Origin of the sequence: Micromonospora sp. DT231 (assembly GCF_049847025.1) — a bacterium.
Lineage (GTDB): Bacteria > Actinomycetota > Actinomycetes > Mycobacteriales > Micromonosporaceae > Micromonospora.
The window spans coordinates 505,716-531,476 of the sequence record NZ_JBNCNO010000002.1; the positions used below are offsets into that span (position 1 = coordinate 505,716).

23 protein-coding genes are annotated in these 25,761 nt (G+C 71.6%); 13 read left to right on the forward strand and 10 right to left on the reverse strand.

The features are described from left to right. Positions 1 to 22: 22 nt before the first annotated feature. Positions 23 to 484: a large conductance mechanosensitive channel protein MscL gene (gene mscL, locus ACPXBU_RS07225; protein ID WP_425757283.1), complete on the reverse strand. Its 462-nt coding sequence runs from the start codon at positions 482 to 484 to the stop codon at positions 23 to 25. 39 nt (positions 485 to 523) lie between these two features. After that, the gene (locus ACPXBU_RS07230; protein WP_425757556.1) at positions 524 to 1,204 is read right to left on the reverse strand and encodes a FadR/GntR family transcriptional regulator; all 681 of its coding nucleotides are present in this window, start codon (positions 1,202 to 1,204) and stop codon (positions 524 to 526) included. A gap of 239 nt (positions 1,205 to 1,443) precedes the next feature. On the opposite strand from ACPXBU_RS07230, the gene ACPXBU_RS07235 reads away from it, so the two are divergent. Further along, positions 1,444 to 2,595: an MFS transporter gene (locus ACPXBU_RS07235; protein WP_425757557.1), complete on the forward strand. Its 1,152-nt coding sequence runs from the start codon at positions 1,444 to 1,446 to the stop codon at positions 2,593 to 2,595. 13 nt (positions 2,596 to 2,608) lie between these two features. On the opposite strand, the gene ACPXBU_RS07240 is transcribed toward ACPXBU_RS07235, so the two are convergent. Further along, on the reverse strand, positions 2,609 to 2,965 hold the full coding sequence (locus tag ACPXBU_RS07240; protein ID WP_007454464.1) for an STAS domain-containing protein: 357 nt from the start codon (positions 2,963 to 2,965) through the stop codon (positions 2,609 to 2,611). Between the two features lie 163 nt (positions 2,966 to 3,128). On the opposite strand from ACPXBU_RS07240, the gene ACPXBU_RS07245 reads away from it, so the two are divergent. The 6 genes from ACPXBU_RS07245 to ACPXBU_RS07270 are packed head-to-tail and all read left to right on the forward strand — an operon-like array spanning position 3,129 to position 8,726. After that, a complete protein-coding gene (locus ACPXBU_RS07245; RefSeq protein WP_393365509.1) occupies positions 3,129 to 3,992 on the forward strand; it encodes an STAS domain-containing protein in 864 nt (287 codons plus the stop codon). Next, positions 3,992 to 4,402, forward strand: coding sequence for an STAS domain-containing protein (locus ACPXBU_RS07250; protein WP_393365510.1), 411 nt, complete (start codon positions 3,992 to 3,994; stop codon positions 4,400 to 4,402). Before ACPXBU_RS07245 ends, ACPXBU_RS07250 begins: the two co-directional genes overlap by 1 nt. After that, complete coding sequence (locus ACPXBU_RS07255) at positions 4,399 to 4,818, forward strand: ATP-binding protein (RefSeq protein WP_393365511.1); 420 nt, start codon at positions 4,399 to 4,401, stop codon at positions 4,816 to 4,818. Before ACPXBU_RS07250 ends, ACPXBU_RS07255 begins: the two co-directional genes overlap by 4 nt. Next, the gene (locus tag ACPXBU_RS07260) at positions 4,815 to 5,828 is read left to right on the forward strand and encodes a SpoIIE family protein phosphatase (protein ID WP_393365512.1); all 1,014 of its coding nucleotides are present in this window, start codon (positions 4,815 to 4,817) and stop codon (positions 5,826 to 5,828) included. Before ACPXBU_RS07255 ends, ACPXBU_RS07260 begins: the two co-directional genes overlap by 4 nt. Continuing rightward, positions 5,825 to 7,183: a sensor histidine kinase gene (locus tag ACPXBU_RS07265; protein WP_425757285.1), complete on the forward strand. Its 1,359-nt coding sequence runs from the start codon at positions 5,825 to 5,827 to the stop codon at positions 7,181 to 7,183. Before ACPXBU_RS07260 ends, ACPXBU_RS07265 begins: the two co-directional genes overlap by 4 nt. Before the next feature lie 4 nt (positions 7,184 to 7,187). Beyond that, the gene (locus ACPXBU_RS07270) at positions 7,188 to 8,726 is read left to right on the forward strand and encodes a SpoIIE family protein phosphatase (protein WP_393365514.1); all 1,539 of its coding nucleotides are present in this window, start codon (positions 7,188 to 7,190) and stop codon (positions 8,724 to 8,726) included. A 102-nt stretch (positions 8,727 to 8,828) separates the two neighbouring features. Here the strand turns inward: ACPXBU_RS07270 and ACPXBU_RS07275 are convergent, their stop codons facing one another. After that, positions 8,829 to 9,563: a DUF6597 domain-containing transcriptional factor gene (locus ACPXBU_RS07275; protein WP_393365515.1), complete on the reverse strand. Its 735-nt coding sequence runs from the start codon at positions 9,561 to 9,563 to the stop codon at positions 8,829 to 8,831. 94 nt (positions 9,564 to 9,657) lie between these two features. Between ACPXBU_RS07275 and ACPXBU_RS07280 the strand changes: the two genes are divergently transcribed. Further along, positions 9,658 to 10,263, forward strand: a complete 606-nt coding sequence (locus ACPXBU_RS07280; protein ID WP_425757288.1) for a TIGR03086 family metal-binding protein — start codon at positions 9,658 to 9,660, stop codon at positions 10,261 to 10,263. A 187-nt stretch (positions 10,264 to 10,450) separates the two neighbouring features. Here the strand turns inward: ACPXBU_RS07280 and ACPXBU_RS07285 are convergent, their stop codons facing one another. Beyond that, a complete protein-coding gene (locus ACPXBU_RS07285) occupies positions 10,451 to 10,636 on the reverse strand; it encodes a hypothetical protein (protein ID WP_425757290.1) in 186 nt (61 codons plus the stop codon). 174 nt (positions 10,637 to 10,810) lie between these two features. Then, positions 10,811 to 12,907, reverse strand: coding sequence for a S9 family peptidase (locus tag ACPXBU_RS07290; RefSeq protein ID WP_425757292.1), 2,097 nt, complete (start codon positions 12,905 to 12,907; stop codon positions 10,811 to 10,813). Between the two features lie 96 nt (positions 12,908 to 13,003). Between ACPXBU_RS07290 and ACPXBU_RS07295 the strand changes: the two genes are divergently transcribed. Then, positions 13,004 to 14,362: an FAD-binding oxidoreductase gene (locus ACPXBU_RS07295; RefSeq protein WP_425757294.1), complete on the forward strand. Its 1,359-nt coding sequence runs from the start codon at positions 13,004 to 13,006 to the stop codon at positions 14,360 to 14,362. Positions 14,363 to 14,413: 51 nt separating this feature from the next. On the opposite strand, the gene ACPXBU_RS07300 is transcribed toward ACPXBU_RS07295, so the two are convergent. After that, a complete protein-coding gene (locus ACPXBU_RS07300; RefSeq protein WP_425757296.1) occupies positions 14,414 to 14,845 on the reverse strand; it encodes a hypothetical protein in 432 nt (143 codons plus the stop codon). A 49-nt stretch (positions 14,846 to 14,894) separates the two neighbouring features. Next, positions 14,895 to 16,946: a SpoIIE family protein phosphatase gene (locus ACPXBU_RS07305; protein WP_393365522.1), complete on the reverse strand. Its 2,052-nt coding sequence runs from the start codon at positions 16,944 to 16,946 to the stop codon at positions 14,895 to 14,897. Between the two features lie 285 nt (positions 16,947 to 17,231). Here ACPXBU_RS07305 and ACPXBU_RS07310 point away from each other — a divergent pair, with 285 nt between their 5' ends. Then, positions 17,232 to 21,599 carry a HAMP domain-containing protein gene (locus ACPXBU_RS07310; protein WP_425757298.1) on the forward strand — a complete coding sequence of 1,456 codons (4,368 nt, stop codon included), beginning with the start codon at positions 17,232 to 17,234 and terminating at the stop codon, positions 21,597 to 21,599. Further along, complete coding sequence (locus ACPXBU_RS07315) at positions 21,596 to 22,150, forward strand: response regulator (protein ID WP_393365528.1); 555 nt, start codon at positions 21,596 to 21,598, stop codon at positions 22,148 to 22,150. The genes ACPXBU_RS07310 and ACPXBU_RS07315 overlap by 4 nt, the downstream gene beginning before the upstream one ends. A gap of 3 nt (positions 22,151 to 22,153) precedes the next feature. On the opposite strand, the gene ACPXBU_RS07320 is transcribed toward ACPXBU_RS07315, so the two are convergent. Continuing rightward, positions 22,154 to 22,651 carry a GbsR/MarR family transcriptional regulator gene (locus ACPXBU_RS07320; RefSeq protein WP_393365529.1) on the reverse strand — a complete coding sequence of 166 codons (498 nt, stop codon included), beginning with the start codon at positions 22,649 to 22,651 and terminating at the stop codon, positions 22,154 to 22,156. 92 nt (positions 22,652 to 22,743) lie between these two features. On the opposite strand from ACPXBU_RS07320, the gene ACPXBU_RS07325 reads away from it, so the two are divergent. Together ACPXBU_RS07325 and ACPXBU_RS07330 are read left to right on the forward strand one after the other, a co-directional pair. Continuing rightward, entirely contained in the window at positions 22,744 to 23,640 is an 897-nt protein-coding gene (locus tag ACPXBU_RS07325) for an ATP-binding cassette domain-containing protein (RefSeq protein WP_425757301.1), read from the forward strand. Next, positions 23,637 to 25,250, forward strand: coding sequence for an ABC transporter permease (locus tag ACPXBU_RS07330; RefSeq protein WP_425757303.1), 1,614 nt, complete (start codon positions 23,637 to 23,639; stop codon positions 25,248 to 25,250). Before ACPXBU_RS07325 ends, ACPXBU_RS07330 begins: the two co-directional genes overlap by 4 nt. Positions 25,251 to 25,385: 135 nt before the next feature. On the opposite strand, the gene ACPXBU_RS07335 is transcribed toward ACPXBU_RS07330, so the two are convergent. Beyond that, a complete protein-coding gene (locus ACPXBU_RS07335) occupies positions 25,386 to 25,721 on the reverse strand; it encodes an STAS domain-containing protein (protein ID WP_007454492.1) in 336 nt (111 codons plus the stop codon). Positions 25,722 to 25,761 lie beyond the last annotated feature (40 nt).

Below are 25,761 nucleotides of genomic sequence, written 5' to 3' on the forward strand. Positions count from 1 at the left end.
GGCCGATGTGCATCCGTTCGGGTCAGCGCTGCGTCGGCGGCTCGGGACGGCGGCCCAGCACATCGTCGAGCGCCCCGCGCTGCTGACCAGGGGTGGTGTGGCCGGCGGAGACCAGCGCGTCCCGGATCTCGGTGAGCAGCTTGACCTCCTCGCTCGGCGCCGCGGGCGGCGGCTCCTCGCCCCGACGCCGCCGCTCGGCCAGCTTGTTCATCGGGTACACCACGAAGAAGTAGAGCACCGCGGCCGTGAGCAGGAACGTGATCAGGGCGTTGATGAACGCCGCCCAGTCCACGAAGTTTTCGTCGCTGATCTCCCACTTGCCAGCCGACAGGCCGGTGCCGCCGCCGAGTGCCTTGATCAGTGGTTCGAGGAACGACTTGGTGAGTTGGGTGACCACGCCCGTGAACGCGGCGCCGATCACGATGCCGACCGCCAGGTCGACGACGTTGCCGCGCATGATGAAGTCTTTGAAACCCTTGAGCATCCGTACTCCCGAGGTGTCCGCTTTTCTGTCGGGCACAACCTATGCCCGTTCGGCGGGTTCCAGAAAAGCGCCGGCTTCGATCGCCGCCCGATCCGGATCGCCGTCCCGGATCGCCTCGACCAGCCGGGTGTGGTCGACGTAGCGCTCCGGAGTGAGCGCGCCACCCATCGCCTGGGCGACGGTGCTGCGCAGGGCGGTGCCGACCGAGGCGTACAGCTCGGCGAGCATGCCGTTGTGCGCGGCGGCGACCACCGCCGTGTGCAGGGCCGCGTCGGCCTCGACGAACGCGTCGACCCGGCCGCCGCGCCAGGCGGCCTCGCGTTCGGCCAGCACGCCGTCGAGCGCCGCCAGGTCCTCCGGGGTACGCCGCAGCGCGGCGAGCCGGGCGGCCTCCACCTCGAAGGCGCGCCGCACCTCGATGACCTCGGTCATCCGGTCGTCGCCGAGGTGACGGGCGACCACCGGCGCCAGCTCGTCGGTGGACACCACGTACGTGCCGGAGCCCTGCCGGCACTCCAGCACCCCGGCGTGCACCAGGGCGCGGACGGCCTCCCGGACGGTGTTGCGCCCCACGCCCAGCGCGGCGACGAGCTGCGGCTCGGTGGGGATGCGCCCGCCAACGGGCCACTCGCCGCCGAGGATCCGGGCGCGGAGCTGCTCGATGGTCTGCCGGACCCGGTGGCCGCGGGGCGGCACGGAGGGCTGGCCGGGGGGCGGCACGGCGGGCTGGCCGTGGGGCGGCACCTGCGGTGCGGAGGGGAATTCAACCGACGGTGGCACTGGTTACATCACCGGTCCCAAATTCATCCCATGATTGTAGGTTAGAGGTCATGACCCCGCCACCAGTCGCCGCTCCGGCACCGCCCGCTCCCGTCGCCGTCGACCCCCGCCCGGCGCGGGACCCCGACGTCGGCCGGCGGACGCACCCGGCGACCGGCGGTGCGCTGGTGCTGGTCGGGATGCTGCTGGTCGCGCTCAACCTGCGGGCCGTCGTGACGAGCCTCGGCGCGCTCCTCGACGAGGTCCGCGACGGGCTGGGCCTCTCCGGCGCCACCGCCGGTCTGGTCACCACCCTGCCGACCATCGCGTTCGCCGGCCTCGGCGCGCTCACCCCGTGGCTGGTCCGCCGGGTGGCGCCGGCCCGGGTGCTTGTGGTCGCCATGCTCGCCCTCGCCGTCGGCCAGGTGCTCCGGGTCGCCACCGACTCGGCCCTGATCTTCGTGCTCACCAGCGCGCTGGCGCTGTCCGGCATCGCGGTCGCCAACATCCTGCTGCCGATGCTCGTCAAGCAGCACTTCCCGCAGCGCACCGGCCTGGTCACCGGCGCGTACACGATGGCGTTGACAGTCGGCACGACGGTGGCCGCGGCCTCCGCGGTGCCGATCGCGCACGCCTTCGGCTCCTGGCGGGCCGGGCTGGGCGCCTGGGCCGTGATGGCCGCGGTGGCCGTACTCCCGTGGGTGCCACTCGCGCTGCGGACCCGGGCGGGCGCGCGGCGCTCGACCCCGACGGCGGCCGTCGCCGCGCCGGTGCGCGTCCGGCCGGCACGGACCCGGCTCGGCTGGGCGATGGCCGTCTACTTCGGGGCGCAGTCCCTCAGCGGGTACGCGATCATGGGCTGGCTGGCCCAGTTGTTCCGGGACGCCGGCTACCACCCGGAGTCGGCCGGACTGCTGCTCGCCGGGGTGACCGCGCTCGGCGTGCCGATCGCGCTGCTGATGCCCACCGTGGCCGGCCGACTGGGCAACCTGCGTCCGCTGGTGCTCGGGCTGACCACCGCGTCGACGCTTGCCTACCTGGGGTTGGCGTTCGCCCCGCGCGGTGCCGCGCTGCTCTGGGTCGCGCTCCTGGCGATCGGCCAGGGCGCGTTCCCGATGATCCTGACCGCCATCGGTCTACGCGCCCGCACCGCCGAGGGGACCGTCGCGCTCTCCGCGTTCGCGCAGAGCACCGGGTACGTGATCGCCGCCCTCGGCCCGCTGATGGTCGGCATCCTCTACGAGGTCACCGGCGGCTGGACCGCGCCGCTCGGGTTCCTGCTGGGCGCGCTCGCCGTGCAGACGGCAGCGGGCATGGCCATCGCTCGTCCCCGCTACGTCGAGGACGAGTGACGAACGGCAGAGCTCAGGAGGAGGCCGGCGTCGGCTCGCCGGCGACTGCCTCGTCCACCGTCGGGTAGGTGTGCAGCACCTCGACCAGCCCGCTCACCTCGAGGATGCGCAACACACCCCGCTGCGGGGCGGCCAGACGCACCACGCCGCCGGCCTCGTCGCAGCTGTTCTTGGCGCGGACGAAGACCGACAGGCCCGTCGAGTCGCAGAACGAGACGTCCGCCAGGTCGAACACCAGCCGGTTACGACCCTTGTCGAGCAGGTCGGTGATCTGGTCCTGCAACTGCGGTGCGGTGGCCATGTCCAGCTCGCCCGCGACCGACACGACGACCACGTCGCCGCGCTGTTCCGTGTGCACCGTCAAGGACATTTGCCAGACCTCCTGTTATCGGGGGAACGGTATCCCACGACCGGGGTCGTACGCAGAACGGGAGCCGGGACCCGATGGCCGTCGTCATTCCGTTGCTACGGGGCAAGTAGTTGATCAGGCCCCGGTGATAGAGTCCGCCCGGTCCAGGTCAAGGGGGTTCCAAATGGCGTTGAGCACCGAAGAAAGTGGTCGACTCGCCGCGCTGCTCAGCGGGCAGGCCGAACGGGTCACGTCTCGGTGGACCGAGATCGTCACCAGTTCGTTGCGTGGCCGGCTGAGCCAGGCCGAGCTGCGCCGGCAGGTCCAGGACCTGCACCGCGTTCTCGTCGCCGCCGGCGAGCAGGGCGACATCGATCTGTCCGCCGACAATGCCGCCGAGTTGCGCGCCGCGCTCTCCGAGTTGTCCCGTGGCCGGGCCCGGCAGGGCTTCTCCGCCACCGAGACCACGGTCAGCATCTTCGCGCTCAAGGACGTGCTGGCCGAGCTGGTGCAGGAGGCCGGCGGCGCCAACGCGCTGCACGACTTCGTCGCCTTCTCGAAGCTCGTCGACGAGATGGGCCTGTTCACCTTCGAGAGCTTCGTCCGCACCCGGGAGAGCCTGATCGCCGATCAGGCCGAGCAACTGCTCGAACTCTCCACGCCTGTGGTCAAGCTCTGGGAGGGCGTGGTGGCCGTCCCGCTGGTCGGCACCCTCGACTCGGCCCGGGCCCAGGTCGTGATGGAGCGGCTGCTGCAGACCCTCGTCGACACCGGCTCCCCGTACGCGATCATCGACATCACCGGCGTCCCGGCGGTGGACACCCAGGTCGCCCAGCACATCCTGAAGACCGTGGTGGCCGCCCGGCTGATGGGCGCCGACTGCATCATCTCCGGCATCCGCCCGCAGATCGCGCAGACCATCGTGGCGCTCGGCATCGAGTTCGGTGACATCGCCACCAAGGCGAGCCTCGCCGACGCGCTGCGTCACGTGCTGCGGCTCACCGGGGTGGAGACCGCCCGCCGCCAGCAGCCGCGCCGGGGCGTCTGATGGAACGGGTGCCGATCCTCAAGATCGGCGACATCCTGCTCGTCTCCATCCAGCTCGACATGTCCGACCAGACGGCGGTCCAGCTCCAGGAGGATCTCGCCGAGCGGATCGTGGACACCGGCTGCCACGGCGTCATCATCGACATCACCGCGCTGGACATCGTCGACTCCTTCGTCGGGCGGATGCTCTCCACCATCGCGTCGATCTCCAAGGTGCTCGACGCGGAAACGGTGGTGGTCGGGATGCGTCCCGCCGTCGCCATCACCCTTGTCGAACTGGGGCTCTCGCTCAACGGCATCCGTACCGCGCTGAACGTCGAGCGTGGCATGGAGCTGATCGCGGCGGCCCACGCCGACGAGCTCGACTACCAGCTCGACGACGATCCGGACGCCGAGACGGCCACGACGTGACCGCGGACATCGACCTGGGCCAGCCGCAGGCGCAGTCGGTCCGCAGCGACGAGGACGTGGTGCGGGTCCGACAGTTGGTCCGCAGCGTGGCGGTGGCCGTCAAGCTGTCCCTCGTCGACCAGACCAAGGTGGTCACCGCGGCCAGCGAGCTGGCCCGCAACACCCTGGTGTACGGCGGCGGCGGTTCGGTCGAGGTGACAACCGTGGAGAACGGCCGGCGCACGGGCGTCCGGATCGTCTTCGCCGACTCCGGGCCGGGTATCCCGGACCTGGACATGGCCCTCACCGATGGCTACACCACAGGCGGCGGCATGGGCCTCGGGCTCAGCGGGTCCCGCCGACTCGTCGACGAATTCGAGATCGAGACGTCTCCGGAGACCGGCACGCGGATCACGGTCACCAAGTGGTCCCGGTGAACGCCGATCCGGTCACCGACAGCGGCATCTGGTTCCGGGTGGAGGCCAGCAGCACGGCGAGCGCCGTGCGGCGCGCCGCCGAACGCCTCGGCGCGCAGGTGGAGTTGAGTGCGGCCCGCATCGCCGACCTGGCCATCGTCGCCGCCGAGCTCACCAGCAACCTGGTCAAGCACGCCGACGACGGCGTCCTGCTGCTCCGGCCGGTACGCCGGGCCGGGGAGGCCGGCGTGGAATTGATCGCCATCGACTCCGGCCCCGGCATGGCCGACCTGACCGTCTCGTCACAGGACGGGCATTCCACCACCGGCACTCTCGGCATCGGTCTGGGCGCCATCGTCCGGCAGGCCAGCTGGTTCGACGGATACTCGCTGCCCGGCCGGGGCACCGTCCTCGCCGTGCAGATCTGGCCGGCGGAGCCGGCTGAGCCGTCCTGGGCCGGCGCCCTCACCCGACCGCTGACCGGCGAGACGGTGAGCGGCGACGGGTACGCCGTACGGATCGCCGACGGGCGGCACCAGGTGCTTGTCAGCGACGGGCTCGGGCACGGCCCACTCGCCGGCGCCGCCACCGACGCGGCGCTCGCCGCGTTCCGCAACGCCCCGGCCGGGCCACCGGCGGCGGTGGTGGGTCACCTGCACCGGAGCATGTCGCACACCCGGGGCGCCGCGCTCGCGGTCGCCGAGCTGGCGCCGGCGGCCGGCATGCTGCGCTACGCCGGGCTGGGTAACATCTCCGGCGTGGTCGTCGAGGGTGACGGTCAGCGCCGAGGGCTGGTGTCACTGCCCGGCATCGCCGGTCACCAGCGGCCGACGATCCGGGAGTACGACTACCCGTTCGCTCCGGGCGCTCGACTGGTAATGCACAGCGACGGGGTGGTCGACCGCTGGCGGTTGACCGACTACCCCGGTCTGGCGGAACGATCCCCGCTGGTGATGGCCGCGACCCTCCTACGCGACGCGGGTGTACGACGAGACGACGCCTGCGTACTGGTCGCGAGGTCCTGGGCATGACCGGCGAGCCGGCGCTGCCGTTGCTGCAGATGGCGCTGCGGGTCGAGCAGGACATCTTCGTGATCCGCCAACGCGGCCGTGAGGTGGCCACGGTGGTCGGCCTCGAACGCCAGGACCAGGTGCGGATCGCCACCGCGCTCAGCGAGGTGGCCCGGGACCTGCTGCACACGACCGGCGGCGCGGACGTCTCCTTCCACGTCGACGCGGGCGCTGACGGCCGCTTCCACCTGCGCGCCGACCTGGCCCCGGTAACCGCGCTCCCCGACGGTGACTACCAGCCCCGGTCCGGCGCGGTGTCCCGACTGGTCGACAGACTGAGCGTGGCGACCGTCGAGGGGGTTACGGTCGTACGGATGTCCCGACGAGTTCCGGCCAACGCGCCGACGCCGACCCCGGAGCGGCTCGCCGAGTTCCGTACGGAACTCGGCAGTATCGCGCCGGCCAGCGCGCTGGACGAGTTGACAGTGCAGAACGGGCAGCTCATCGCCGCGCTCGACGAGGTGCGCAGTCAGCGCGACGAGCTGGCCGTGCTGAACGAGGAGCTGGCCGAGACCAACAGGGGTGTGCTGGCGCTCTACAACCAGCTCACCGAGGAGTTGGAGGAGACCAACCGGGGCGTCGTCGCCCTCTACGCCGAGCTGGACGAGAAGTCCGCGCAACTGCGCGCCGCGAGCGAGTCGAAGAGCCGGTTCCTGGCAAACGTCAGCCATGAGCTGCGCGCCCCGGTCACCGCGATCATCGGGCTGGGGCGGCTGCTCACCGACTCCGCCTCCGACCCGCTCACCGAGGAGCAGGATCGCCAGGTCGAGCTGATCCGCTCGTCGGCGGCGGACCTGCTCAATCTGGTGAACGAGCTGCTGGACCTCGCCAAGGCGGAGTCCGGCCGGATCGAGCCGGAGTGGGCGGACGTCGACCTGCGCCCGGTCTTCGGTCAACTGCGCGGCACGATGCGCGCCCTCGCCACCCGCCCGGGGGTGGAGTTGGTGGTGGAGGAGCCGACCGCGCCGGCCACGCTGCGCACCGACGAGGTGCTGCTCGGCCAGGTGCTGCGCAACCTGCTGCACAACGGGCTGAAGTTCACCGAGCGCGGCGAGGTGCGACTGCGGGCCCGCCAGCACGGCGACAGGTGGTACTTCGAGGTCAGTGACACCGGCCCCGGCATCGCCGCCGAGCTGCACGACCGGATCTTCGAGGAGTTCTACCAGGTGCCCGGCGCCACCCGGGTCGGCGGCACCGGCCTCGGCCTGCCGTACGCCCGGCGGTTGGTGACGCTGCTCGGTGGGACGCTGGAGCTGACCAGCGAGCCGGGCCAGGGCAGCACGTTCACCGTCTCCCTGCCCGCCGGGGAGGCGTGACGGCGTGGACGGCGTGCCGACGACCATCCTGGTGGTCGATGACAGTCGTACCAAGCGCTACCTGCTGGTCAGCTGGCTGACCCGGGCCGGGTTCACGGTGCTCGAAGCCGAGAACGGCGCCGAGGCGTTGGCGCGGGTCGAGGTGGACCGGATCGACCTGGTAGTCCTCGACGTCCGGCTGCCCGACCTGAGCGGGTACGAGGTCTGCGAACAGATAAAGGCCCGTCATCCGGCGATGCCGGTGATCCACGTGTCGGCGCACGCCGTGGACGTGGCCGACCGAGCCCAGGGGCTGACCCGGGGCGCGGACGCGTACCTGACCGAGCCGATCGAGCCGGAAGAGCTGATCGCCACCACACGGGCGGTGCTGCGCTACTACCAGGCCCGGCAGCGCGCCGAACTGCTCGCCGAGCGCCTGCTCGGGCTGGCCGACACGACAGTGGCGGTGCACGCCGCGCCGACCTTCGCACGCCTGCTGGAGGCCGCCGCGGAGGGGGCCGCCCTGATCTTCAAGAGCCCGGCGGCGGTGATCGCCGAGACGTTCGACGGTGACTGCCTCGCGGGGATCTGCGCCGGTCCCGGCGCCTCGGCCGAGGTGGTGCCGTGGGTCGTCGACGACACCGGAGTGCCGACCGGCGCCACCGTTCGGGTGGAGACCCCGGCGAACTGGGCCCTGGTCGACTGGCCGGCGGACGACACGGTGACGGTCGCCGCCGCCCGGCTGCGGGAGGATCGCGCCCCGCTGTACGTGGTGGTACCGACCGCCACCCAGACCGCTCGAACTCCGGTGCTCAAGCAACTGGCCCAGGCGGTGGCGGCGGCCGTGGAGGGGCAGCGCTCCTTCGACGAGGAGCACCGGATCGCGGTCACCCTCCAACGCAGCCTGCTCCCGCGCGGGCTGCCCACGGTCGCCGGGCTGGACCTCGCGGTGCGTTACGAGCCGGCCAGCGCGCAGACCGAGGTGGGCGGCGACTTCTACGAGCTGGTGATGCTCGACGGGCACCTGCTGCTGGCGATCGGCGACGTGGCCGGCCACTCGCTGCACGCGGCGACAGTGATGGCCGAGCTGCGACACGCGGTGCGGGCGTACGCCGTGGAGGGGCACCAGCCCGGCGAGATCCTGCACCGGGTCAACGAGCTGATGCGGACACTGCTGCCGAACGAACTGGCGACGCTCTGCGTACTGCTGCTGCACCCGCCGACCGGGCGGGTCCGGCTGGCCAGCGCCGGGCACCTTCCGCCGGTGCTCAACCTGGGTGGCAAGGTCGAGTTCGTGCAGCACTCCGCGCCGCTGCTCGGCGTCCGCGCGCCGCGCCCGGCCGACCTGGAGTTCGTGCTGCCGGCCGGTGCCACGCTCGTGTTCTACACCGACGGGCTGATCGAACGACGGGACGCCACGATCGACGAGGGGCTGGCCGCGCTGGCCGCGGTCGCCGCCACTGTCGACGACGACCTGGACCGGTTCTGCGCCCGGCTGCTGGTGGAGTTGGCCCCACCGGAGATCCAGGACGACGTCGCCGTGGTCGTCCTGCGCCGCCGCTGAGCGACGCTGGCCGGCTTCCCCGCGGCGCTGGCGTGCTTCCCTGCGCTGCTGGCCGGCTTTCCTGCGCTGCTGGGGCTGGGCTTCCTGCGGTGCTGGCCTGCTTCAGCGCACCGAGCGGGCGTAGGCGGCCGGTGACACCCCGGCCACGGCGGTGAAGTCGCGGACCAGATGGGCCTGATCGCTGTAGCCGAGGTCGGCGGCAAGATCCGCCCAGCTCAGCGGGCCACCAGCGGCCTGTTCGACGGCCTCCTGAAGGCGGTAGCGGCGGATCACCCACTTCGGCCCGGCCCCCACGTACTCCGTGAAGAGCCGCTGCAACCGTCGAACCGGAACGTCCTGCCGCGCGGCGAAGTCGTCGACCCGCAGCACCGTCCGGTCGGCGCGGATCGCCTCGGCCAGCCGGACGGCCTCCTCGGCCATCGGGTCCGGCTCCGGGCTCCAGGCGGTGAGCAGGGCGTCCAACGCGCGGCAGCGCTCGTCGTCGGTGGCCGCGCACACCACCTCGTGGGGTGCCGCCAGTCGGCCAGCGGGCAGCGGCACCCGTCGGCCGGTCAGTTCGGTGACCGGCCGACGCCAGAACGAGTGGAACCCGCCGGGGCGGAACTGCACCCCGCAGACCCGTCCGGTGCCGGTGAGCGTGATCCGGAACAGGTCGTTGCCCACCCCGGCCACCTCGCCGGACTCCGGCCCGTCACTGTCACGCCGGAACACCACGTTCACCGCCGGATGCGGCACGACACGCTGCTCGAACGGTGCGCTCAACGTCCAGTCGATCAGCCAGTAGTGCTCCACCCAGGGGCGTAGCGACTCCATCGGCAGGCGCCGACGGAACCGCACCGCGCGCAGCATGCGCCCGGGGTCGAGAATCCCCCGGCTGTCGCCACGCGGTCGGTGTCGCATTTATTCAAGACCACCCTCATACGCTGGCCCTATGACCACTCAGACTAGCGACCTGCTGGCGGCTGCCGCGCCGCGAACCGTCGACGTGGTGCGCGGCATCGCCGACGACCAGTTCGATCTGCCCACCCCGTGCCGCGACTACCTGGTCCGCGATCTGCTCAACCACCTGTTCGAGGTGGTGGTCAACTTCCAGGACCTGGCCGTCAAACGGCCTGTGGAATGGGCCGAGAAGCCCGACCACCTCACCGACGGCTGGCGGGACCGGTTCAAGACGGAGACCGACAAGTTGATCGCCGCCTGGGCGGATCCGTCGACCCTGGAGGGTGTGTCGCCGGGGATGGGCATGCCGCAGTCCGTCATCGGCGGCATGGCTCTGCTGGATCTGACCGTGCACGGTTGGGACCTCGCCGTCGCCACCGGTCAGGCGTACCAGCCGGCCCCGGAGGCGGTGGCCGAGCTGCACGGGCTGGTCGAGCAGTTGGGCCCGACGGCCCGCAAGATGGGCGTCTTCGCCGAGCCGGTGTCGACCCCCGCGACCGCGACCTCCACCCCCGACCTGGCCCACCTGCTGACCCAGACCGGCCGCGTCCCCACCTGGCCCGCCGGCACTGCCCTGGACGAACCTCGCACGACGTGAGCCGCGTTTCCGCCGGGTGCTCGCTGTGATCGACTCGGCCTTCAGGATGTCGGGGCATCAGGACCGCCAGGAAGGCCCGATTTCCAGGAAGCCGAGTCGATCGTGGACGGGCGCGGAGTGCGGCCAGGCCAGGTCGGGTCAGGCCAGGCCGGGTCGGCCAGGTCGGCCGTCGGCGAGTTCGACCAGGTCAGGCGGTGAGCAGGCCGGAGGAGAGTGCCACAAGGGCGCCGATCACCGCCGAGCAGCAGCAGACCAGGAGGCCGGCGACCACGGCGAGGATCAGCCAGACCCGACGATCCCGCGCCAACGCCGCGACGCGCGGCCGGCGGACGTCCTCGGCGGCCCCGCCGTCACCATCCGTAGCCCCGGTCACCCCGGAAGTCTAGGCCCGACATCCGCGCCGACCCCGCAATACCAGGCCGCGCGGCGCCCGCCATCCGGGTGTCGCGCGGACCCTCCCCTGATCGCGCTCGATCAGGGATGTAGTGGCCTCCCCGACGCCCGAGGGCACTACTTCCACGATCGAGCGCGATCACGCTCGCCTGGATCAGGCGCGACCGATGCGGTCCAGGATCCAGGCGTTGATGAACGCCTCCTCACGCCAGGAGTCGTAGCGACCGCTCGGGCCGCCGTGCCCGGCGCCCATCTCGGTCTTGAGCAGGTAGTCGCCGTTCGGGGCGACCGCCCGCAGCCGGGCGATCCACTTCGCCGGCTCCGAGTAGAGCACCCGCGTGTCGTTGAGGCTTGTCACCGCGAGGATCGCGGGGTAGTCCACCGCCGCGATGTTCTCGTACGGCGTGTAGGACTTCATGTACGCGTACACCTCGGGGTCCTCAAGTGGGTTGCCCCACTCCTCCCACTCGGTGACGGTCAGTGGCAGCGACGGGTCGAGGATCGACGTGAGCGCGTCCACGAACGGCACCTGCGCGACGATGCCGGTGAACGCGTCGGGTGCCAGGTTGGCCACCGCGCCCATCAGCAGGCCGCCGGCCGAGGCTCCGCGGGCGACCAGCCGGTCGCTTGCCGTCCAGCCGGCCTTGACCAGGTGTCGGGCGCAGGCGACGAAGTCGGTGAAGGTGTTCTTCTTGGCCAGCAGCTTGCCCTGGTCGTACCAGCGTCGGCCCATTTCCCCGCCGCCGCGGGTGTGCGCCACCGCGAAGACCACGCCCCGGTCCAGCAGCGACAACCGGGCCACCGAGAACCACGGGTCCATGCTGGCCTCGTACGAGCCGTAGCCGTACAACTCGCAGGGGGCCGAGCCGTCCCGGGGGGTGCCGACCCGGCAGACGAGCGAGATCGGCACGCGGGTGCCGTCGTCGGCGAGTGCCCAGTCACGGTGCTGCTCGTACTCGGCCGGGTCGTACGGTCGTCCGTCCGGGCCGGGCAGGACCGGCTTCTGCTTGCGCAGAACCATCTGCCGGGTGACCAGGTCGTAGTCGTAGATCGAGTCGGGCGTGACGAGCGAGGAGTAGCGCAGGCGGACCTGTCCGGTGCGGTACTCCGGGTTGGCGTCGAGGCCGACGCTGTACAGCGGCTCGGGGAAGTCGATGTCGTACGAGTCGTCGCTGCCCACCGGCAACACCCGCAGCCCGGTGAGCCCGTCGGTGCGCAGCGACACGACCAGGTGGTTGGCGAAGGCGTCCACGGCTTCCAGCCGGGTGCCGGGGGTGTGTGCGATGACCGGCACCCAGTCGCCGGGCGTGTCCGCCGAGGTGAACGCCAGCGCGAAGTCCTCCGCGCCGTCGTTGTGCAGGATCAGGAAACGGTGGCCGTGGTGCTCCACCGCGTATTCGACACCCTGCCGGCGGGGTGCGATGACGGCCGGCGCGCCGGTCGGGTTGCCGGCGGGGATCACCAGGACTTCGCTTGTCACCTTGCTGTGGACGTCGATCAGGATGAACTTCTCCGACCGGGTCAGCTCCACGCCCACCCAGAACCGCTCGTCGTCCTCCTGGTGGACCACCACATCGTCCCCGGAGGCGGATCCGACGGTGTGCCGCCAGACCCGATTGGGGCGCCAGGCGTCGTCCACGGTCACGTAGAACAGCACCGACGCGTCGGCCGACCAGGCGGTGCCGTAGAACGTGTCCGGCACCTCGTCCGGCAGCACCTCGCCGGTGGTCAGGTCCTTCACGCGCAGGGTGAACCGCTCGTCGCCGGAGAAGTCGGTGGAGTAGGCCAACCAGCGGCCGTCCGGGCTGACGTCGAACGCGCCGAGTGAGAAGAAGTCGTGCCCCTCGGCGAGCAGGTTGCCGTCGAGCAGCACCTCCTCACCGTCGAGCGGGGCGCCGTCCGTGCTGACCGGGGGCTCGATCTCGCCGTCGCGTACCGCGCGCCGACACTGCACCCCGTACTGCTGACCCTCGACGGTCCGGGTGTAGTACCAGTGCCCGCCCTTGCGGCTCGGCACGGACAGGTCGGTTTCCCTGGTGCGTCGGCGGGTCTCCTCGAACAGGTCCTCGCGCAGCGCGGTCAGGTGCGCCGTGCGCGCGTCGGTGTACTCGTTCTCGGCGGTCAGGTAGGCGATCGTCTCCGGGTCGTCCTTGGCGGCGAGCCAGGCGTACTCGTCGACGACTGTGTCGCCGTGGTGCCTGCGCTCGCTGGGCACCCGCTTCGCCGCGGGCGGGGCAGTCTCGGTGGTCACGGCGGCCACGTTACCGGTCGGTGCCGGCGGCGAGCCGTACCAACGGCATCCCGATCAGCGCCACCACGGCTTTAGAACACATGTACGATAGCCGGCATGGCGGCAGCAGCGAGTTCCCTCGGCCGGTCCGGCGCTCTGGAGATCACCCGACGACTGGCGGCGATCTGCGGTCCGCCGTTCTCGCGGCTCGGCGGTGCGGCCGACGAGGTGGCGGGTCGGCGGGCACGCTGGGTGGCGGTGCCGGGCGGTCCGGCCGCCGCCGCCGACGTGCTGCGGTTGGCTGCCGCGCACGACCTGGCGGTGGTTCCCCGGGGGGCCGGCACGAAGATCGACTGGGGCGCCACGCCCGTGCAGGTCGACATCATGCTCGACACCGGCCGGCTGGCCGGCATCGGTCACGAGCCGGTTGGCGCGCCGGTGGCCGAGGTGGGCGCCGGCACTCCGCTGCGAGCGGTGCAGACCACGCTGGAGCGCACCGGGCAGCGGCTGGCGATGGACGCCCCGTCACCCGGCGCGACCCTCGGCGGGGTGCTCGCCGCCGGTGAGGCCGGTCCGCTGCGTCACCGTCACGGCAGCCCCTGCGACCAGCTGCTCGGTGTCCGTTACCTCTCCGCCGACGGTGAGTTGGTGAGCGCCGGGGGCGGTGCGCCGGGTCTCGACCTGGCCCGGCTGCTCTGCGGCTCCCAGGGCGCGCTCGGTGTGCTGGTGTCGGCGAGCCTGCGGGTGCAGCCGATGCCGGCGAGCCGGCTCTGGGTGTCCCGCCCGGTGTGGACGCCGCTGGAGGTGCACGACCTGATCCGGCAGATCCTCGCCGCCCGACTGGAGCCGGCGGCCGTCGAGCTGGACCTGCCGGGAGCCCCCCTCCGACCACGTACGCCGTACCCGCCCGGCCACCCGTCCGCGACGGCTCGGGAGCGCCACCCGTCGATGTCCGGGCGTTCCGGTGTCCCGTCCCGGGCGGGCAGCCTGGTGGTGCTGCTGGAGGGTGGCCCGGCCGACGTCACCGAGCGCGCCGAGCGACTTGTCGGCCTGCTGCACGGGGAGGCGACAATCGCCCACTCCGCGCCGACGTGGTGGCGTCGCTACCCGTTCGCGCCCGGCGACACGGCGCTGCGCCTGGAGGTGCCGATCGGCGACCTGCACGCCGCCGTCTACGCGCTCCGCGACGCGGCCGGCGCGCCGGTGCCGGTGCGCGGGTCCGCCGGGCTGGGTGTGGTGCACGCGGCACTGCCCGGAGCGTTGGCTCCCGACCGGGTGGCGTCCATCCTGGCCGCCGTCCGGGGGGTGCTGCTGGCCCGGCAGGGCCGCTGTGTGGTGGTCTCCGCTCCGGCGGCGGTCCGCCAGGCCGTCGACCTCTGGGGCGAGTTGGCCGGCCTGGCCCAACTGCGGGCGGCCAAGGAGCACCTCGATCCGGACCACCGGCTCGCTCCCGGGCGCCTGCCCGGGGGTCTGTGAGCCCACACCGCCGGCAAGGCTGGGCGGCCGGCCGGCCCGGCCGGCTCACAGTCAGTCCAGCCACCACCGGTGCATGTCCAGCAACTGGGGGGTGAAACGGGCCACCAGCACCAGCAGGCTGCCCACCACCCCGGTCAGCAGCAGCGCCGTTGTCGCCCGGGGCAGGGCTTCGCGTTCCCGGGCGACAAGTGCCACCGCGGCGATCGCCAACAGCGGCCCGAGCACGGCACCCACCAGGTACAGGATCGCGACCACGGCGTAGAGCCAGAAGAACGGGTTCACCCCGGCCATCCCGAAGGGGACCATGTCCTTCGGGTCGTACGCGCCGGTCACCATGTCGGCCGGGCCGACCCCGGCAGCCACCATCCGACCCAGGTAGAGCGCGAGCACGACGAGGAACGCGCCGATGGTCGCGAGTTGCGCCGCGATCAGGGCACGGGCCATCGGCCGGGAGTACGACGTGCCCTGCGCGACACTCGTCATGGCCGTCAATCTACCGAGCCGACCCGGGAACCAGGGCCGCTCGTGCCGGTCAGGTCGCGTCGTTGCGGAGCACCAGGATGGCGATGTCGTCCCGGGGTGGCTCCACCGAGAAGTTGATCGCGGCGGAGCGCAGCCGGGCGGCCACCACGTCGGCCGAGTATCCGGCCAGGGGCGCGGCCGCGTCCCGCAGTCGGTCGGTGCCGAACAGCTCCCGGCCGCGCCGCCGTTCGGTGACGCCATCGGTGTAGAAGATCAGCGAGTCGCCCGGCGCGAGCGTGATCTTCGCCGTTGGCGTGGTGATCGTGTCGAGCAGGCCGAGCGCGGTGCCGCTGGTGCCGACGAACCCCGCGCCACCCGCACCGGCCAGCAGCACCGGCTGGTCGTGCCCGGCCAGATGCAGCGACACGTCCAACACATCGCCCGGGCCCGGCCCGACCGCAGCCAGCGCCAACGTGCAGTATCGTCCGCCACCCCGCTCGACAAGCGTCTCGTTGAGCCGAGCCAGCACCTCCGGCAACGGTTTGCCGTCGACGACAAGCACCCGGATCACGTCTCGGACCAGCCCGGTCACCGCGGCGGCCTGGACGCCCTTGCCCGAGACGTCACCGATCACCACCAGCCAACGCCCGTCGGGCAGCGGCACCACGTCGTAGAAGTCGCCCCCCACCTCGGCGTCGTCGCCGGTCGGGACGTACTCGGCGGCGAAGCCGATCCCGTCCACGAGCGGCAGCACCGGCGGCAGCAGGGACTGCTGGAGCGTCTGCGCCACGCGGCGGCGCTCGGCGTGGATCCGGGCGTTCTCGATGGCAAGCGCGGCCCGCCGGGCCACGTCCTCGAGGACGGCCACCTCGTCCGGGTCGTGCCGGTGCCGCTGGTGCCGGCCCACCGCCAGGGTCCCGAGCCGCTGCCCCCGCGCGATGAGCGGGACCGCGAAACCCTCCATCGGCCCGCCGAGGGGGATCTGCGCGGCGCTGCGGGACGCCTCGCGTAGGCGAGCCTGGATGGAATCCGGCCCGGTCTCGGCCAGCACCTTGTGCAGTTGCGGCAGCATCGACTCGTCGGCGTGGCTGGCCGCCGCCAGCCGGAGCCGGCCCCACTCGTCGGCGGTGTGCACCGCGCACCACTGGCCGAGCCGGGGGACCACCAACTGCGGGACCAGGGCCATTGTCAGGTCGACGTCCAACGACTGGGCGAGCAGTTCGCTCGCCTCGGCCAGGAACGTCAACCACACCTGCCGCCGGACGTCGGCCCGGCGCAGCCTGTCGTTCTCCAGGTGCAGCGACAGCCGCTCGGCGGTGAGCACCGCCAACGGCCGGGCGTACGCCGACGGCGCGGCGTCCAGCTCCAGCTCCCCGGCGTACGGGCGGTGCACCGTCAGCGGCACCCGGAGCAGCTCACTGCCGGGGCGGGGTGGCCGACCGAAGTGGGCCAACACCTGGCGCCCCTGTCCGTCGCCCCGGTCGAGGCGGATCGTGCCGCCGGCCGCTCCCACCATCTCGGCGACCCGGCTGAGCAGGCTGGTGGCGAAGTCGGGCAGCGGGTCGTCCGCGTACAGGTCGGGGGCGGTTTGCATGAGTTCGCTCATCGCGCTGGCGCTCGGCGCGGATTTGTCGGTGCTCATCCGAGGATCGCCACCGCTGCCCTCGGTCTGCGGGTCGGCGCCGGGGCGGTCCAGCCGGAACCAGACGCCCTTGCCGGTGGGCAGGTACGTGGTGCCCCAGCGGCTGGCGAAGTGGTCGACCAGGAGCAGACCCCGGCCCCGTTCGGAGACCTCGTCGATCTCGGTGGAGTCGTTGCGGGCGCCGACGGTCAGCTCGTCACCGGAGCCGGGGGCGAAGTCGGAGACCGTGACGGTCAGCCCGACCTGGTCGGCGACGACCTCGATGTCCAACTCGGTGCGGGCGTGCTCGACGGCGTTCGTGGTCAGCTCGGTGGTGAGCAGCAGGGCCTCGTTGACGAGTTCGTCCAGGTGTGACTCGGTCAACACCGAGCGGACCACGGCGCGGGCGGCGGCCGGCGTACGGCGGTCGGCGGGCAGCCGGACGCGCCGGGTCGTCCCGTCCCGGGCCCCGGCCGTCGCGGGCCCCGCCTCGGCTGACACCCTCGTATCCTCCACCGTCGCCCCGTCGGGTGCCAAGCCGATCATCAGTTGCGCGTCCCTTTCCCCCCATCGGAGGGGGAGGGGTGATCGCCACGGTGCGGCGTGTTCGGGCCGTTCTGCGAGGTGTGCGAGGGCGCGGGCCGGCCTCGCACCGATCGGGCGGATCGGATGGCGGTCGGGGCCGCCTGGCGGGTCGCGCACCCTGGCACTACGGCGCTCGCAGGCACAATATGGGGTGCCGGTGTGTCCGTACGGACCGGCAGCCCCCGAGTGGAGCGAGGAATGATGACCACGGCGAAGCAGTCGGTGGCGGATCCGTCCGCGCCCGACCACGAGGCGCTCCTCGGTGAGTTGACCGAGGCACTGCGACGGATCGGTCGCGGCGACCTGAAGGTCCGGCTTCCCCGCCGCGCGGGCGCGGCCGGTGAGGTGGCGGACGCCTTCAACGAGGTGGTCTCGCTCCAGGAGCGGCAGTACCTGGACCTGCGGCGGATCAGCCGGATCGTCGGTCGCGACGGTCGGCTCACCGAGCGGCTCGACGACGAGGGGCTGGACGGTTCCTGGGCGGAGGGGCAGCGGGCGATCAACTCGCTGATCGACGACCTGGGCCGACCGACCACCGAGATCGCCCGGGTCATCGTGGCGGTCGCGGACGGCGACCTGTCCCAGCACATGGCGCTGGAGATCGACGGCCGGCCGCTGCGCGGTGAGTACCTGCGCATCGGGCGCACCGTCAACACGATGGTGGACCAGCTCTCCTCGTTCTCGAACGAGGTGACCCGGGTGGCCCGTGAGGTGGGCACCGAGGGCAAGTTGGGTGGCCAGGCCGACGTGCGGGGCGTCGCCGGCACCTGGAAGGACCTCACCGACTCGGTGAACACCATGGCGTCGAACCTGACCGGCCAGGTGCGGTCGATCTCGCAGGTGGCGACGGCGGTGGCCAAGGGTGACCTGTCGCAGAAGATCACGGTCGGCGCACGCGGTGAGGTCGCCGAGTTGGCCGCCACGATGAACTACCTCACCGACACGCTGCGGCTCTTCGCCGAGCAGGTGACCCGGGTGGCCCGCGAGGTGGGCACCGAGGGCAAGTTGGGCGGCCAGGCCGAGGTGCCGAACGTGGCCGGCACCTGGAAGGACCTGACCGACAGCGTCAACTCGATGGCGTCGAACCTGACCGCCCAGGTCCGCAACATCGCGCAGGTCTCCACGGCGGTGGCGCGTGGTGACCTGTCGCAGAAGATCACGGTCGCGGCGCAGGGCGAGATCCTGGAGCTGAAGGACACCGTCAACACGATGGTGGACCAGTTGTCGTCGTTCGCCGACGAGGTGACCCGGGTGGCCCGTGAGGTGGGCATCGAGGGCAAGCTCGGCGGTCAGGCCCAGGTGCGCGGGGTCTCCGGCACCTGGCGCGACCTCACCGAGAACGTCAACCAGCTCGCCGGCAACCTGACCAGCCAGGTCCGCAACATCTCCCAGGTCTCCACGGCCGTGGCGAAGGGCGACCTGTCGCAGAAGATCACCGTGGACGCGCAGGGCGAGATCCTGGAGCTGAAGAACACCGTCAACACGATGGTCGACCAGCTCTCGTCGTTCGCCGACGAGGTGACCCGGGTGGCCCGCGAGGTGGGCACCGAGGGCAACCTGGGCGGTCAGGCCCAGGTCAAGGGCGTCAGCGGTACGTGGCGCGACCTGACCGACAACGTCAACTCGATGGCGTCGAACCTGACCAGCCAGGTCCGCAACATCGCCTCGGTGACCACGGCCGTGGCGAAGGGTGACCTGTCGCAGAAGATCACCGTGGACGCGCGGGGCGAGATCCTGGAGCTGAAGTCGACTGTCAACACGATGGTGGATCAGCTCTCGTCGTTCGCCGACGAGGTGACCCGGGTGGCCCGCGAGGTGGGCACCGAGGGCAAGCTCGGCGGTCAGGCGCAGGTGCGTGGCGTCGCCGGCACCTGGCGCGACCTGACCGACAACGTCAACTCGATGGCGTCGAACCTGACCGCTCAGGTCCGCAACATCGCCCAGGTCTCCACCGCCGTGGCGAAGGGTGACCTGTCGCAGAAGATCACTGTGGACGCGCGGGGCGAGATCCTGGAGCTGAAGTCGACTGTCAACACGATGGTCGATCAGCTCTCGTCGTTCGCCGACGAGGTGACCCGGGTGGCCCGCGAGGTGGGCACCGAGGGCAAACTCGGCGGTCAGGCCCAGGTCAAGGGCGTCAGCGGTACGTGGCGGGATCTCACCGACAACGTCAACTCGATGGCGTCGAACCTGACCAGCCAGGTCCGCAACATCGCCTCGGTGACCACCGCGGTGGCGAAGGGCGACCTGAGCCAGAAGATCACCGTGGACGCCCAGGGCGAGATCCTGGAGCTGAAGTCGACTGTCAACACGATGGTCGACCAGCTCTCGTCGTTCGCCGACGAGGTGACCCGGGTGGCCCGCGAGGTCGGCATCGAGGGCAAGCTGGGCGGTCAGGCGCAGGTGAAGGGCGTGTCCGGCACCTGGCGCGACCTGACCGAGAACGTCAACCAGCTCGCCTCGACGCTGACCACGCAGCTACGGGCCATCGCCCAGGTGTCCACCTCGGTGACCCGGGGTGACCTGACCCAGCGGATCGCCGTCAAGGCGCAGGGCGAGGTCGCCGAGCTGAAGGACAACATCAACCAGATGATCGTCACCCTCCGGGAGACGACGAAGAAGAACGCCGAGCAGGGCTGGTTGGACTCCAACCTGGCGCGGATCGGCGGCCTGTTGCAGGGTCAGCGCGATCTCGGCGAGGTCTGCCGCATGATCATGATGGAGGTGACCCCGCTCGTCGACGCCCAGCTCGGCGCCTTCTTCCTGGCCGACGACACCGACGGCAGCATGCGGCTGCGGCTGACCTCCTCGTACGGGTACGTGGCGCGGGGCAACGACGTCACCTTCGGTCCGGGTGAGGGGTTGGTCGGGCAGACCGCGCTGTCCCGCCGCACGATCCGGGTCAGCGCCTCCCCGGACAGCCGGCTCACCCTGCGGTCCGGTCTGGCCGAGACACCTCCGTCGGACCTGGTGGTGCTTCCCGTGCTGTTCGAGGGCGAGCTGCTCGGTGTGATCGAGTTCGCGAGCGTGTCGGCCTTCTCCGAGTTGCACCTCGCGTTCCTGGAGCGGCTGGTGCTCACCATCGGCATCGCGGTCAACACCATCCAGGCCAACCGTCGTACGGAGGAGTTGCTGGCCCAGTCGCAGCGGCTGGCGCACGAGATGCAGGAGCAGTCGGCGGAGTTGCAGCGCACGAACGCCGAGTTGGAGGAGAAGGCGACTCTGCTCTCCGAGCAGAAGGGCAACATCGAGACGAAGAACCGGGAGATCGAGCTGGCTCGGCTGGGCCTGGAGGAGAAGGCGCAGCAGCTGACCCGGGCCTCGGCCTACAAGTCGGAGTTCCTGGCCAACATGAGCCACGAGCTGCGTACGCCGCTGAACTCGTTGCTGCTGCTGGCCCGCCTGCTGGCGGAGAACTCGGAGCAGAACCTCAGCCCGAAGCAGATCGAGTTCGCCAAGACCATCCACGGGTCCGGCTCCGACCTGCTGCGCCTGATCGACGACATCCTCGACCTGTCCAAGATCGAGGCGGGCCGGATGGACGTCGAGCCCACCGAGATCCGCTTCGCCGAGCTGCGCGGCTACGTCGAGCAGGCGTTCGCGCCGCAGGCCGAGGAGAAGAACCTGGACTTCCAGGTACGGGTCAGCAAGGATCTGCCGCCGGCGCTGGTGACCGACGCGCAGCGGTTGCAGCAGATCCTGCGCAACCTGCTCTCCAACGCGGTGAAGTTCACCGACAACGGCGCGGTGACGTTGCGGATCGCCCCGGCGGCGGACAACGCGGTCTTCGACGTGCCGGCGTTGACGAACGCCCAGCAGGTGATCGCGTTCACCGTGATCGACACCGGGATCGGCATCTCCGACGACAAGTTGTCGATCATCTTCGAGGCGTTCCAGCAGGCGGACGGCACGACCAGCCGCCGTTACGGCGGCACCGGCCTGGGCCTGTCGATCAGCCGCGATCTGGCCCGGCTGATCGGCGGCACGATCACCGTGTCGTCCGCTCCCGGTCAGGGCTCGACCTTCACCCTGTTCGTGCCGCAGGTGTTGGCCCCGGATGCCGTGGTCGCGCCCCAGCTTCCGTCTCCGCAGCGCGCCGGCCTGCCGTCGTCGCTGCTGATGCCGCCGCTGGAGCTGTTGCCGGAGCGGCCGGAGGCGCCGGCCACCCGTCAGCTCGATGGCGCCACGGTGCTGATCGTGGACGACGACGTCCGCAACGTCTTCGCCTTGACCAGCGCATTGGAGCTGCACGGGATGACCGTGCTGTACTCGGACAACGGGGCGGACGGTGTCCGCCTGCTGGCCGAGCATCCGGAGGTGGACATCGTGCTGATGGACGCCATGATGCCGGACCAGGACGGCTACGAGACCACCCGCCAGATTCGCCGCAACCATCGGTTCGCTGATCTGCCGGTGGTCTTCCTGACCGCGAAGGCCATGCCGGGCGACCGGGAGTCGGCGCTCGCGGCCGGCGGCAGCGACTACATCACCAAGCCGGTCGACCTGGATGACCTGATCGAGTTGATGTCGTCCTGGATCAACGGCAGCCGGACCGAGGAGACTTCGTGACCCAGATCGCCAAGGCGCTGCTCGTGGACGACCGGCGGCAGAATCTGACGGCTCTGGAGGCGATCCTCCAGGGCCTGCCGGTGCAGTCGGTGGCGGTGGAGAGCGGTGAGGCGGCGCTCAAGCAGCTCCTCGTGGACGACTTCGCGGTGATCCTGCTGGACGCGCAGATGCCGGACATGGACGGGTTCGAGACGGCGAGCCACATCAAGCGCCGGGAGCGGACCCGGCACGTGCCGATCATCTTCCTCACCGCCGCGGACCGGGACGCCCAGCTCGCTCTCCGGGGCTACCAGGTGGGGGCGGTGGACTACCTGACCAAGCCGTTCGACCCGTGGGTGCTGCGGGCCAAGGTGTCGGTCTTCGTCGAGCTGTGGGTGAAGACCCGGCAGTTGGCCACCCAGTCGGATCTGGTCCGGGAGCGCGACACGCAGTGGCGGCGGCTCACCGACGCGGTGGACGAGGCGACGACCCTGCTTCGATCCGACGACGTGGAGGCCCACGACCGGGCGGTACGCATGCTCGAGCAGGCCCGCTGGGGCAACACCGCCTGACGCTCAGATCTCGCCGGGCCGCAGGTGGCCGGTGGCGGCCCGCCGGGCGCGCCACCGCTCGCCCAGCGAGTCGATTTCCTCCTGCACGAAGATGAAGAAGTCGCGCATCTCGGCCACGCGCTCGCCGGCCGGCGTCTCCGGGCCGTCGAGGGCGACCACGCCGCCCTCGGCCACGTCGATGAACGTCTTGTAGAGCATGGTCTTGGTGATTGTCGCCTCGTACCAGGGGTTGTCCGGCATCCGGTAGCGATCCCGGCGGGACCGGGGGACCGGCTCGCGGATCAGCATGCCGAACTGGGTGAGGTAGCGGACCGCGCCGCTGACCGCCGCCGCGCTCACCCCGAGCCGCTCGCCGATCTCGGCGGCGGTGAGGGGGTCGTCCGCGGTCATCACCGTGAAGAGCACCCGGGCTGCCATTCGCGGGAAGCCGACCTCGGCGAAGGTCAGGGCCATCCGCTCGACGAAGAGGTGCACCGGGTCGTGGCTGTCGCCGGTTGCCATGGTGGTCCCCTTCCACGTGCTGGTGTGACCCTCGATGCTGCCCAGGTCTCACAGTCTTCACAACTTTGTGAAACGAGTGTAGCTTCCGATACATGGAAACTCCCATTGCGGTGTCCGGTCTGGTCAAGACCTTTGGCCGGACGCGGGCACTCGACGGTCTGGACCTGACCGTTCGCACCGGCGAGGTGCACGGCTTCCTCGGCCCGAACGGCGCCGGCAAGTCGACGACCATCCGGGCACTGCTCGGCCTGCTGCGGACGGACGCGGGGGCCGTCCGCCTGCTCGGTGGCGATCCGTGGCGCGACGCGGTGGCCCTGCACCGCCGGCTGGCGTACGTGCCGGGCGACGTGACGCTCTGGCCCAACCTCTCCGGCGGCGAGGTCATCGACCTGCTCGGTCGGATGCGCGGCGGGCTGGACCCGGCCCGCCGCGCCGAGTTGCTGGACTCCTTCGAGCTGGACCCGCGCAAGAAGGGGCGGGCCTACTCCAAGGGCAACCGGCAGAAGGTGGGCCTGGTGGCGGCCCTCGCCTCGGACGCCGAACTGCTCATCCTGGACGAGCCGACCTCCGGGCTGGACCCGCTGATGGAGGAGGTGTTCCAGCACTGGGTTCGCCGCGCCAAGGCCGACGGTCGCACCGTGCTCCTCTCCAGCCACATCCTGGCCGAGGTGGAGGCGCTCTGCGACCGGGTGACGATCATCCGCAACGGACGGGACGTGGAGACCGGCACCCTGACCGAGCTGCGCCACCTGCGCCGCACCTCGATCGACGCCGAGCTGACCGGTCCGGCGGACGCGCTGGGCCAGCTCGCCGGCGTCCACGACCTGCGGGTGGACGGGGACCGGGTGCGCTTCGACGTGGACAACGCCGCGCTGGCCACCGCGCTGCGCCAGCTCACCGAGATCGGCGTACGGAGTCTGGTCAGCCAGCCACCGACACTTGAGGAACTGTTCCTGCGGCACTACCAGGCCGAGCAGGTGCGGTCATGACGGCCCTCACCGGGACGCGGCACCTGGTGCGCCTCATCCTGCGCCGGGACCGGGTGTTGCTACCGGTCTGGATCCTGCTGCTGGCGGTGCTTCCGGCGAGCTACGCCAGCGCGTACGCCGAGCTGTACCCGACCGCCGCCGAGCGCGCCGCGTACCTCGCCGGCACGGCGAGCAACCCGTCGATCGTCGCCCTGCTCGGCCCGGTCTACGGCGACAGCACCGGCGCGCTCACCGTCCAGCGCGCCGGTCTGCTGGCGTTGATCGCCGCGCTGGTCAGCGTGCTCACCGTCGTCCGGCACACCCGGACCGAGGAGGAGGCCGGTCGCCGGGAGCTGCTCGGCGCGACAGTGCTGGGCCGGTACGCGGGGCTGACCGCCGCGCTGCTGGTGACGTACGCCGCGAATGTGCTGCTCGGCCTGCTCGCCGCCGGCGGTCTGGTCGCGGCCGGCCTGCCCGGCGCGGGTTCGGTGCTCTTCGGCGCCGGCGTGGCGCTCACCGGTGTCGCCTTCGCCACGGTCGGCGGGCTGGCCGCGCAGCTCACCGAGGGTGCGGGTGGGGCGCGTGGGATCGGCCTGGGCGCGCTCGGGCTGGCCTTCGTGCTGCGGCTGGCCGGCGACGCCGGAGGGTCCGGCGGCACCGGTGGGGACGCCGAGTGGCTGAGCTGGCTCTCACCGCTGGGCTGGGCGGCCCGGAGTCGCGCCTACGCCGACGAGCGCCCGTGGGTGCTGCTGCTGCCGGTGCTGTTCAGTGCGGTGGTCGCGCTCGTCGCGTACCCCGTCTCGGTCCGCCGTGACCTCGGCGCGGGGGTGTTTCCGTCCCGGCTCGGCCCGGCCGCCGCCGCTGCCGGCCTGGCCGGCCCGTTCGGCCTGGCCTGGCGGCTGCACCGGACCCAACTGCTCGGCTGGACCGTCGGCTTCGGGCTGCTCGGTCTGGTGCTCGGCGGGGCGGCGGACGCCGCGGGCGAGGCGGTGCGGGGCAACCCGCAGGTGGCCGAGATCCTGTCCCGGCTGGGCGGCAGCTCCGCGCTCGCCGAGGCGTACCTCGGTGGGACGTTGAGCCTGACCGCGCCGGCCGCCGCCGGGTACGGCATCCAGGCCGCGCTGCGGGCCCGGGCGGAGGAGACCGCCGGGCGGGCCGAACCGCTGCTGGCGACGGCGGTGAGCCGGACTCGCTGGCTGGCGGCGCATCTGGTCTTCGCGCTGCTCGGCCCGGCGGTCGTGCTGAGCGTCGCCGGGCTCGCCACCGGGCTGGCCTACGGGCTCAGCGTCTCCGACGTGGGCGGCGAACTGCCGCGGCTGCTCGGTGCCGGGCTGGCCCAGGTGCCCGCGGCCTGGGTGCTGTCCGGGCTGGCGGCGCTGCTGGTCGGCTGGCTGCCCCGCTTCTCCGCGGCTGCCTGGGCGGCGCTCGCCGGCTGTCTGCTGCTCGGTCAGCTCGGCGCGGTGCTGGGGTTGGACCAGTGGGCGCTAAATGTCTCCCCGTTCACCCACACCCCCCAGGTCCTCAGCGGGAACTGGCAGGTCGCCCCACTGGCCGCCCTGACGGCGACAGCGGCGGCCCTACTGATCGCATCTGTCGCAACCTTCCGCACCCGAGACATCCCCACCCCGTAACCGGGCCCCCTGACCCACCCCCTGACCCGCGTTGATCATGAGGTTGACGGGCGATCTGGTGCCCGAATGACCCGTCAACCTCACGATCAACGCGGAGAGGGGGGAGGGGCCGGGCGGGGGCCGGGTGGGGCGGGGTTAGCCGGTGGGTTGGTCGTTGCGGATCATCAGGGCGCTGCGGAGGCCGGTGATGTCCAGGACGCGGATCAGGAAGTCGCCCACGTGGGTCAGCATCAACAGGCTCTGCGCGTGGCTGGCCTTGCGGCTGAGCACGACAAGGGTGCCCAGGCCCTGCGAGTCGCAGAAGGTCACTCCACCCAGATCGAGCACGATCCGCGGGGGTGGGTCCGCCAGCACCTCGTTGACCACCGTGGAGAGCTGGGCGGCCGTGAGCATGTCGATCTCACCGGCCAGGCGCAGCACTGCTTCGTCGCCCGTCCGGTGTAGCGTGATGGACAGTTCGGCACGATCCACCCGGTCAGCCTAGCGCGATCCGCCCGGCCCGGCCTGTTGA